This is a genomic window from Paractinoplanes polyasparticus, assembly GCF_019710575.1.
Taxonomy (GTDB): domain Bacteria; phylum Actinomycetota; class Actinomycetes; order Mycobacteriales; family Micromonosporaceae; genus Actinoplanes; species Actinoplanes polyasparticus.
On the sequence record NZ_JAHWFK010000025.1, the window covers coordinates 198,051 to 206,664 of the forward strand.

The following is an 8,614-nucleotide window of genomic DNA, read 5'->3' on the forward strand; positions in this document are numbered from 1 at the left end:
GACGTGTCCGCAGGTTGCGACGGCAATGAGACAGACGCCGCCCGATCTGGCGCCGCTCTCAGGCCAGCTTCGTCAGGCTGCCGACGGCCCGCTCGACGGCCAGGCAACGGTCTTCGACGTAGTCGAGGCCGGCCTCCTCGGCGATCTGCCGTGCCTCGGCCGAGACGATGCCGCTCTGCAGCCACACCGCCGGCGCCTTGATCGCGACGGCCTGCCGCACCACTTCGATCGCGTCGTGCGCGGGCCGGAACACGTTGACCAGGTCGACCGGCTCATCGAGGTCGGCCAGCGTCGGGACTGTCCTGACCCCGAAGACCTCGTCGACGAACGGGTTGACCGGAATGATCCGCCAGCCGTGCCGCAGCATCTGGAGCGGAACCGTGTGGGCCGGCTTGAACGGGTCGCGTGACGCGCCGACCACGGCGATGACGTTCGCCTCGGCCAGGATCTGCTGTGCATCCCTCATGCGATCGACTGTAGTCACAGCAAGGTCAGTTGCCGGTCGTCCGGCACCTCCGGACTGGTCTCGGGCCCGGGATCGATCGCCCGGGCCTCACCGGGCCCGGCGCGGTGCAGGCCGTGTCGCCGGGCCGCCATGCGCACCCGGGCGGTGACCTCACGCTGGTAGGCCTGCGGCGCGTAGGACCCGTTGCCGTACAGCTCGCGGTAGCGCGGCGCCAGCTCGGGGCGGGTGCTTGTCAGCCAGGCTGCATACCATTCCCGAGCGCCGGGGCGCAGGTGCAGCGGAAGCGGGGTCACGCTGGTGGCGCCGGCTGCCGCGATGGCCGCGACCGTCTGATCGATCGACTCGTCGGAGTCGGTGAGGCCGGGCAGGATCGGCGCCATCAGCACGCTGACCTCGAAACCGGCGTCGGTGAGCCGGCGCACCGCGTCGAGCCGGCGGCGCGGGCTGGGGGTGCCCGATTCGACGGCCCGCCAGACCTGCTCATCGACGAAGCCGACCGAGAACGAGAGCCCGACCCGGGTGACCTCGGCCGCCTGGGTGAGCAGCTCGAGGTCGCGCAGAATCAGCGTGCCCTTGGTGAGGATCGAGAACGGGTTGGCGTGGTCGCGCAGGGCGGCCAGGATCTCGGGCATCAGCCGGTAGCGGCCCTCGGCGCGCTGGTAGACGTCGACATTGGTGCCCATGGCGATCGGCGCGCCGGACCACCGCGGGGCCGCCAGCTCGCGGCGGATCAGCTCGCCCGCGTTGACCTTGACGACGATCTTGCTGTCGAAGTCGTGGCCGGTGTCGAGGTCGAGGTAGCTGTGCGTGTGGCGGGCGAAGCAGTTGTGGCTGACCACGCCGTCGGCGATGAAGTCGCCCGTGCCGGTGGAGATGTCGAACAGCGGCAGGGTGAGCCCGAGATCTTCGATGTCGACCACGGCCAGCTGCCGCCCGGCGCGCACGCCGACCCCGGAAGCGTCGAGCGGAGCCCCCACGACGCCGGTGAGGTGCCGGAAACGCAGAGCCGCCCACAGGTCGCGATCGATCTCGACCGTGCCCGTGCCCGTGCCCCCGCCGCCGCCGCGCACCCGCACCGGGGTGCGGCTGGGCAGGCCGAGGTGGGTGAGCGCCTCGGTCACCCGGGCCAGGAAGAGCCGGTCGGGGCCGGTGAAGCTGACCGCCAGCCGGTCGGCCCGGCCGACCGAGCCGAACGCGCCGGCCAGGAAGCCCCTGTACCAGTCTGAAGTGGGCAGCTCGGGCCAGCGCAGGGCCTCGTGGAGGGGAACGTCTTCCAGATAGCCGTCAGCGCGCGCCCAGGCGTCGCCCGTGCGGGCCGGCCCGGTGTCATCGCGGCCCGTCTCGCCCCGCATGAGGCCGGCGTCGCCCCGGACCAGCCCGCAGAGGAATCCGGCCTGATAGTCGGGCGACTCTTTCGGCGGCTCGGCGAAGTGGCCGACCCCGAACATCAGGTCGCCCACGGCCAGCGCGGGCTGGTGGGCCTCGGCCGGGCTGACGTGCCGCCAGCCGCGGTCGGTGAGGAACCGGTGGTCGCCGCTGGACACCAGGCGCGTGCCGTCGGCCAGGGTGACGCGGAAGGCAGCCTTCGTGGTCGACCAGTGGTCGAGCACCGTGGTGGGGACGTAGCGGCGGGTGGAGCCGGCGCCCATCGTGCCCATGACCGCGTCACCCGGGCGCAGATCGGCCAGCCGCCGGGTGGCGCCGTCGGGGAGCAGGATCGGCGTGTCACCGGACAGGCAGTAGGCGCAGGCGTGCGAGCAGCCCCGATAGGGATTGATCGTCCACTCGAAGGGCACGCGGGACGCGCCGGGCACACGGTTGATCAGGCTCTTGGCCTGGATCTCGTAGAACGTCATGCCGGCGAAGCCGGGGGTGTCGAACGTGCGGACAGCGGCGCCGGGCAGCGCCAACGGCAGGGGTGGTGCCGCCGGCGCTGCCCTGTCGAGGAGCGAGTCGCCGTCGGTCGGGGCCGACAGGTTGGACCATCGCATGGCAGGAATTCGAACACATGTTCGAGCAGCTTGTCCAGTCAGCTTCCCGCGTGTCGCCGGCGCCGCGCCGGGGGCACGAAAAGGCCCGCGAACCGAACCGGTTCGCGGGCCTGACGAGGGATAACGGGCGCGGTCAGTGGCTGTGGGCGGCCAGCTGCTGACGGACGTCGTCCATGTCCAGCTTCTCGACCTGCTCGATCAGGTTCTCCAGAGCGGACTCGGGAAGAGCGCCGGGCTGAGAGAAGACGATCACGCCGTCGCGGATCGCCATGATCGTCGGGATCGAGCGGATGTCGAACTTCGCGGCGAGCGCCTGCTCGGCCTCGGTGTCGACCTTGCCGAAGGTGATTTCGGTGTGCTTCTCGGAAGACCGCTCGTAGGTCGGAGCGAAGCGGACGCACGGCCCGCACCAGCTCGCCCAGAAGTCGACCAGGACGATGCCGTCCTTGCCGGTGACCTCGTCGAAGTTCTCAGCGGTCAGCGCAGTCGTCGCCATGATGTCTCCGTCCACGGGAATTTGGCATTCGTGCGGTGAAACCCATCCTTCATGCCTGCCATTCCCGATGCGGGCCCGGACGACACGTGGTCTGGAGCACCAATCGGGACGGGGTGTGGGGTTTGGGCAACTCATCGTAACGATTAGTGAAGAGAGCGCTCAACGTTACGAGTCAAGTTGCGGCACCCGTTTTGCGGCGGGTGCTCCGGACATGGCGTGAATGATCGCCCGTTCATGCGGCTGACCTCGGAGATTGCCATCGCCGTACGTAATAGGAAGGATTGTTAAATGTGAGCTGTGTCACAAGCGAGTTTCCTTCACATCGATACGCAGGGTAAGGCAGACTCTCCCGTACCAAAGCGTGGGCGGCGGGTGCCGGGGAGGGCCCCGCCGCTCATTGCGTCCCCACCCGATTCCGCGCGCGGCGCGCCCGGTTGGGTAGCGTAACCGCCCATGATTGCCGCCGAGGACGAGTCCGCCGACGTCGGAGTGGGCCCCTGGGCGGGCGACCGGCCCGGCGACCCCCGCTACGACCCTGAGCTGCTGGCCGCTGGTGATCGGCGCAACGTCGTCGACCGTTACCGCTACTGGCGCCGCGAGGCCGTCGTCGCCGATCTGGACACCCGCCGGCACGACTTCCACGTGGCCATCGAGAACTGGCAGCACGACTTCAACATCGGCACAGTGGTGCGCAATGCCAACGCGTTCCTCGCCGCCGAGGTGCACATCGTCGGGCGGCGCCGGTGGAACCGGCGCGGCGCCATGGTTACCGACCGTTACCAGCACGTGCGCCACCACCCCACCATCGAAGAGTTCGTGGCCTGGGCGGCCGAGGCGGACCTGCCCGTGATCGGCATCGACAACCTGCCGGGTTCGCGGCCGATGGAGACCGTCACCCTTCCGAGGCGCTGTGTCCTGCTCTTCGGCCAGGAGGGTCCAGGCCTGTCGGAGCCGGCCCGTGCGGCCTGTGCCGAGCTGTTCTCGATCGCCCAGTACGGCTCGACCCGCTCGATCAACGCCGGGGTCGCCAGCGGCATCGCCATGCACGCCTGGATTCGCGCGCACGCGGGACCCCCGCCCGGGTGAATCTCGCTGATGGGACCGGGTTCTGCGGATCCGCTTGACGCGGCCTGCCGTGGGCCGCACGGTAGGAGGCGTGGGTGTCACAGTGAGTTGCCCCAGATGCGGTGCACAGGTGCGCAAGCCCGACCTGATGCACACGGACTGGCGCTGCGACAACTGTGGTGACGTCCCGCCCTTCCATGTGGCGGAGCACATCAACGCCGACATCATCGACAGCATGTTGCGCCGGCAGGCCGGCTCGGCCGAGAAGACCCCGTTCTGGTGTCCGTGGCCGTTGCCCCCCGGTTGGATGGTCACCGGCGTCGGCTGGGCGGGCGACGACCGTACGGGCGTACGCGCCACCGCGCTCGCCTGCAGCGGCCCCGATCCGCTCGGCGGTGGCCCGGCCGACGTCGTGCTGATCGCCGAGCAGCCGGGCGTCGGGCTGGGCACCAGATTCGGCGGCATTCCGAGCATCGACCCAGGTCACCTCATTGCCGAGGCCCTCGCCGCCGGGAGCGGACACCCTGGACCGCACGCCAAGATCCGAGCCGGCGGACATCCCACTCCACTGTGGTGCGTCAAGTCGCCGGAAGATCGAAGCGCGTACGTGAGTGAGGCGAAAGGAATGTGGCTCTATGCGGTAGCGTGGCCGGCAAGCGCGGGCTACTTCCTCGCGGAGCACGTCGTCCTGCACGACCTCTGTGAGGGGGTTCCGTCCGAGCTGGTGTACGGAGCGCCGTCGCCGTACCTGCAGGGCAAGGCCAGTCAAGTTGGCCCCTGACCTGCGGATATGGAATCGGCTTTTCGGCCACATTGTTCACACGGAGCTACGAAGCTGATACCGTCAGTACTGCCGCGGCGCTGACCGTCACCCGCACCCACAGGAGAAGGCCCGCCATGATCAAGAAGGTTCTGACCTGGCTTGGTATCGCGTTCTTGATCTTTTTCATCGCCTTCAACCCCAACTCGGCGGCATCGGTCTTCGAGTCCCTCGGGGGCACGATCGCCGATATTGCCCGGGGCTTCGGCACGTTCTTCACGAACCTGGTCGCTTAGCATCACCACATGGGTGGTCCAGCTGAGCCGCACGAGCCTCGAGGCGAGGGCGCCGGTCGTCCTCGGGACGACGACGAGAACTTCGGGTTCACCGACCCGGCGTTCGATGAGGACCCTGAATACGCGCGCCGCCGTGGCAGCGCCTATTCAGACGGTCCCGGCTTCTCACCCGATGCGGGCTACTCGCCCGACGCCGGTTACTCCGAGAGCGCCGGTTACGCGCGCAGCACGGCTTATCGCGACGATGACGTCGGTGACGAGTACGAAGCGCCCGTCTTCACCGAGGAAGAGCTCGAGGGTCTGGGTCCCGAGGGCGGTGGCGGCCCCCGTCGCGTGCTGCCCCTCGAGGACGAACCGACCACACTGGTCGCCCGCTATCTCTTCCCGACCGAGCGCTACCGCGGCGAGTGGAAGAGGCACTGGATCCACCTCTCCACCCCACTCGGCATCGGCGCCGGCGCCACGCTCGCCCTGGGCTACCTGGCCGGCTTCCTGACCCGCCAGAACGTCAACGGTCTGGTCACGGTGGCCGTGCTGATCTGGCTCGCGGTGATCAGCTGGGTCGCCTGGAAAGTGTTCGACTGGTATTTCGACCGCTTCATCCTGACCAACAAGCGGGTCATGGTCGTCAACGGCATCATCACCCGCCGGGTGGCCATGATGCCGCTGCTCCGGGTCACCGACATGAAGTACGAACAGTCCGCGCTGGGCCGCCTGCTGAGCTACGGCACGTTCGTGCTCGAGTCGGCGGGGCAGGATCAGGCCCTCCGCGAGGTCAAGCACCTTCCCAACCCCAATGAGCTCTACCTGCGGGTGGTCGAAGAGATGTACGAGCCGCAGGCGGTCGAGGCCCGTCTGGGCAAGGACACCGACGGCGACGACGCTTGATCGGCGTACGGGGGCGGGTTGCCACTCCGCGCGGGCGGGCTGTGATGAAGGGATCGTGCCGGGGAAGCGGCCGCTTGCGGCGCGGGGCCGGTAGCGTTTTGCGGTGACCCGAATCGACCTGCACTGCCACTCCACGGCCAGCGACGGCACGCTCACCCCCGCCGAGCTGGTTCGTGCCGGTGCGGCGGCCGGGCTCGACGTCATGGCGATCACCGACCACGACACCACCGGCGGGTGGCAGGCGGCCGCCGAGGCTTGTCCCGAAGGGCTGCGACTGGTACGCGGGGCCGAGCTGTCCTGTCGCTGGCTGGGAGCCGAGGACTGGCCGATCGCGCTGCACATGCTGGCGTACCTGTTCGACCCGGCCGAGCCGCGCCTGGCTGCTGACCTGGCCCGGCTGCGCAACGACCGCGAGCAGCGCGCCGAGAAGATCGTCCGGAAGCTGAGCGCCGACGGGGTGCCGATCACCTGGGACGAGGTGTACGGCTATGCCGCCGGCGGGTCGGTCGGGCGGCCGCACATCGCCCAGGCGCTGATCCGGGCCGGGCTGGTGCGGACGACCAGCGAGGCGTTCGCCTCGCGGTGGCTGGGCGCGCGGTACTTCGTACCGAAATCGGATCTTGATGTTTTCGAAGCCGTGCGAGCCGTGCGGGCCGCGGGCGGGGTGACCGTTTTTGCCCACCCGAGGGCGACGGTGCGCGGGCGGGTCGTTCCCGACGAGCTGATCATCCAGCTGGCGGACGCCGGGTTGTTCGGGCTCGAAGCCGACCACGAGGACCATTCGCCGGCCGAACGGGCCCACGTTCGCGCGCTCGCCGGCGATCTCGGGCTCGTGGTCACCGGCTCGTCCGACTTTCACGGCACGCACAAGACGGTGCAGCTCGGCGACTATCTGACCGATCCCGAGGCGTACGAGAAGATCGTCTCGGCCGCGACCGGCGTGCCCGTGCTGGGGTGACGCTGGCCGCATCGAACTGCGTCGAGGCGACCCGCCACCTACCGTGATCGGGTGAATCTGAAGCTGCTCGGCGAAGTCTTCGTGACCTTGCTGGTGATCGTCGACCCACCCGGCATGGTTCCGGTCTTCCTGGCGCTGACCGGGTCGATGGACGGGCGTGCCCGGATGAAGGCGGGCACCCAGGCGGTCCTGCTCGCGCTCGGGGTGATCGTCGGCTTCGCCGTGGCCGGGCAGACCCTGCTCGACTACCTGCACGTGGAGCTGCCGGCGTTGCAGGGCGCAGGCGGTCTGCTGCTCATCCTGGTCGCGTTGCAGCTGCTCACCGGCAAGGCGGACGAGCCGTCGGAGCAGGGTGGCACCAGCAACGTCGCCCTGGTGCCGATCGGCACGCCCCTGCTGGCCGGCCCGGGCGCGATCGTGGCCACCATGCTCTTCGTACGCCGGGCCGAGGGTCTCGACGAGTATCTGGTCATCGGCATCGGGATTCTGCTGGTCATGCTCACTGTGTGGCTGGTGCTGCGCTTCTCGGGGGGCATCGTCAAACTGTTGCGGCCGGCCGGCATCGAGGTGCTCACGCGCATCGCCGGTCTGCTGCTCGCGGCCATCGCCGTCCAGCTGATCGCGGACGCCATCGACGCCTTCGTCCAGCTCTACATCGCCAAGGGCTGACGGGATTTCTGTCGTACCCGGCTGGCAGGATTGTGTCGTGCCCTCCACCACACCCCGCAGCGCGGTTCCCGAGCAACTCGGCTTCGCCGGCATGCCCGAGCGGCTCTTCGTGTGCACGCCGAGCAAGCTCGGGGCGTTCGCCGACTGTGCCCGGCGCTACCGCTACTCCTACGCCGACCGGCCGACGCCGGCCAAGGGTCCGCCGTGGGCACACAACTCGCTGGGTGCGAGCGTCCACACCGCCCTCAAGAACTGGTACGGCCTGCCCGCCGACAGCCGCGAGCCCGAGGCTCTGCCCCGGCTGCTCAAGGCCACCTGGGTACGCGAGGGCTACCGCGACGTCGACCAGGAGCGCACGGCCTACCGCGCGGCGTTGCGCTGGCTCGAGACCTATGTGAACGGCCTCGACCCGGCCGACGAGCCGCTGGGCGTCGAACGGGTGGTGGCCACCAAGACGGCCGTGCTGGCCTTCAACGGCCGGGCCGACCGCATCGACTCCCGGCGCGGCCCCGACGGTCCCGAGGCGGTGATCGTCGATTACAAGACCGGCCGCTCCGGCCTCGACGCCGATGACGCCCGCGGTTCGCAGGCGCTGGCCCTTTACGCGTACGCGGCCCAGCGTGTCTTCCGCCGGCCGAGCTACCGGGTCGAGCTGCACCATCTGCCGACGGCCACCGTTGTCACCCACGAGCACACCGAAGAGTCGCTGGCCCGCCAGGTCCGCCGGGCTGAGGACACGGCACGCGACATCATGGCCGCCGAAAAGGCCGTTGCCGCCGGGGCCGACCCCGACGCCGAGTTCCCCACCAACCCCGGCGCGCTGTGCGCCTGGTGCGACTTCCGCAAAACCTGCCCCGCCGGCCAAGAGGTCCCCGCCAAAGACCCGTGGACGGCCGTGGAACACCTGACCCCGACCGCCTGATCCGCATCCACTCGAGCTGCGGGCCTTAGCTTGAGTTTTAACGTGTGGCTGGGGGTATCGACCCCGGTTGATCATGAGGACAGCCCTTGATCGATCATTTCTT

10 protein-coding genes are annotated in these 8,614 nt (G+C 69.3%); 7 read left to right on the plus strand and 3 right to left on the minus strand.

Going from position 1 to position 8,614, the window contains the following annotated elements; all coding sequences use genetic code 11:
- Positions 1-58: 58 nt before the first annotated feature.
- The 3 genes from KXC43_RS24895 to trxA all read right to left on the minus strand — a co-directional run bounded on the left by KXC43_RS24895 (position 59) and on the right by trxA (position 2,953).
- Positions 59-466, minus strand: coding sequence for a CoA-binding protein (locus tag KXC43_RS24895; RefSeq protein ID WP_221378544.1), 408 nt, complete (start codon positions 464-466; stop codon positions 59-61).
- A 14-nt stretch (positions 467-480) separates the two neighbouring features.
- Positions 481-2,457 (minus strand): intein-containing Rv2578c family radical SAM protein, encoded by a 1,977-nt coding sequence (locus tag KXC43_RS24900; protein WP_221378545.1) that lies wholly within the window; start codon positions 2,455-2,457, stop codon positions 481-483.
- 133 nt (positions 2,458-2,590) lie between these two features.
- On the minus strand, positions 2,591-2,953 hold the full coding sequence (gene trxA / locus KXC43_RS24905) for a thioredoxin (protein WP_221378546.1): 363 nt from the start codon (positions 2,951-2,953) through the stop codon (positions 2,591-2,593).
- Between the two features lie 453 nt (positions 2,954-3,406).
- Between trxA and KXC43_RS24910 the strand changes: the two genes are divergently transcribed.
- The 7 genes from KXC43_RS24910 to KXC43_RS24940 all read left to right on the plus strand — a co-directional run bounded on the left by KXC43_RS24910 (position 3,407) and on the right by KXC43_RS24940 (position 8,511).
- On the plus strand, positions 3,407-4,039 hold the full coding sequence (locus KXC43_RS24910; protein WP_221378547.1) for a TrmH family RNA methyltransferase: 633 nt from the start codon (positions 3,407-3,409) through the stop codon (positions 4,037-4,039).
- A gap of 82 nt (positions 4,040-4,121) precedes the next feature.
- Complete coding sequence (locus tag KXC43_RS24915) at positions 4,122-4,799, plus strand: DUF6758 family protein (protein ID WP_369076958.1); 678 nt, start codon at positions 4,122-4,124, stop codon at positions 4,797-4,799.
- 116 nt (positions 4,800-4,915) lie between these two features.
- Positions 4,916-5,074 carry a hypothetical protein gene (locus KXC43_RS24920; protein WP_166661190.1) on the plus strand — a complete coding sequence of 53 codons (159 nt, stop codon included), beginning with the start codon at positions 4,916-4,918 and terminating at the stop codon, positions 5,072-5,074.
- Between the two features lie 9 nt (positions 5,075-5,083).
- Positions 5,084-5,962 (plus strand): PH domain-containing protein, encoded by an 879-nt coding sequence (locus KXC43_RS24925; RefSeq protein ID WP_221378548.1) that lies wholly within the window; start codon positions 5,084-5,086, stop codon positions 5,960-5,962.
- Positions 5,963-6,065: 103 nt separating this feature from the next.
- Positions 6,066-6,920, plus strand: a complete 855-nt coding sequence (locus tag KXC43_RS24930) for a PHP domain-containing protein (RefSeq protein ID WP_221378549.1) — start codon at positions 6,066-6,068, stop codon at positions 6,918-6,920.
- A gap of 51 nt (positions 6,921-6,971) precedes the next feature.
- A complete protein-coding gene (locus tag KXC43_RS24935) occupies positions 6,972-7,589 on the plus strand; it encodes a MarC family protein (RefSeq protein ID WP_221378550.1) in 618 nt (205 codons plus the stop codon).
- Between the two features lie 91 nt (positions 7,590-7,680).
- Positions 7,681-8,511, plus strand: a complete 831-nt coding sequence (locus KXC43_RS24940; RefSeq protein ID WP_221378570.1) for a RecB family exonuclease — start codon at positions 7,681-7,683, stop codon at positions 8,509-8,511.
- Positions 8,512-8,614: the final 103 nt, after the last annotated feature.

What these genes read in the sequence shown, in the direction of transcription:
- KXC43_RS24895 (WP_221378544.1), bottom strand. Translation starts at nt 466, where the DNA reads ATGAGGGATGCACAGCAGATCCTGGCCGAGGCGAACGTCATCGCCGTG.
- KXC43_RS24900 (WP_221378545.1), bottom strand. Translation starts at nt 2,457, where the DNA reads ATGCGATGGTCCAACCTGTCGGCCCCGACCGACGGCGACTCGCTCCTC.
- trxA (WP_221378546.1), bottom strand. Translation starts at nt 2,953, where the DNA reads ATGGCGACGACTGCGCTGACCGCTGAGAACTTCGACGAGGTCACCGGC.
- KXC43_RS24910 (WP_221378547.1), top strand. Translation starts at nt 3,407, where the DNA reads ATGATTGCCGCCGAGGACGAGTCCGCCGACGTCGGAGTGGGCCCCTGG.
- KXC43_RS24920 (WP_166661190.1), top strand. Translation starts at nt 4,916, where the DNA reads ATGATCAAGAAGGTTCTGACCTGGCTTGGTATCGCGTTCTTGATCTTT.
- KXC43_RS24925 (WP_221378548.1), top strand. Translation starts at nt 5,084, where the DNA reads ATGGGTGGTCCAGCTGAGCCGCACGAGCCTCGAGGCGAGGGCGCCGGT.
- KXC43_RS24940 (WP_221378570.1), top strand. Translation starts at nt 7,681, where the DNA reads ATGCCCGAGCGGCTCTTCGTGTGCACGCCGAGCAAGCTCGGGGCGTTC.